The organism is Pseudoalteromonas sp. BSi20429 (genome assembly GCF_000238895.1).
Taxonomy (GTDB): Bacteria; Pseudomonadota; Gammaproteobacteria; order Enterobacterales; family Alteromonadaceae; genus Pseudoalteromonas; species Pseudoalteromonas arctica.
Genome location: NZ_BADV01000001.1, coordinates 1 through 321, shown reverse-complemented (window position 1 = coordinate 321; position 321 = coordinate 1). Strand labels below are relative to the sequence as shown.

The following is a 321-nucleotide window of genomic DNA, read 5'->3' as shown; positions in this document are numbered from 1 at the left end:
GAGATGTAAAAACTTCTCAAAATTAAACACACTCTATTCTCAGGCGGTTAATGGCCCGATAAAGAATATTTATTTTTAAGAAGTAAGTGGTGGAGCTAAGCAGGATCGAACTGCTGACCTCCTGCGTGCAAGGCAGGCGCTCTCCCAGCTGAGCTATAGCCCCACATATGCTGGTACTTATTGTTTTAACCATCTTCTTAATTAGATAAGAAGTGGTGGGTCTGAGTAGATTTGAACTACCGACCTCACCCTTATCAGGGGTGCGCTCTAACCAGCTGAGCTACAGACCCAAAACAATAAGTGTTGTTCTCTTTACAATAA

General features: G+C 42.7%; 2 tRNA genes. Both read right to left on the bottom strand.

Annotated features, from left to right (window positions below):
* Window positions 1-87: 87 nt before the first annotated feature.
* A tRNA-Ala gene (locus P20429_RS19060) sits at window positions 88-163 on the bottom strand.
* 50 nt (window positions 164-213) lie between these two features.
* Window positions 214-290 (bottom strand) — tRNA-Ile (locus P20429_RS19065).
* Between the last annotated feature and the right edge of the window lie 31 nt (window positions 291-321).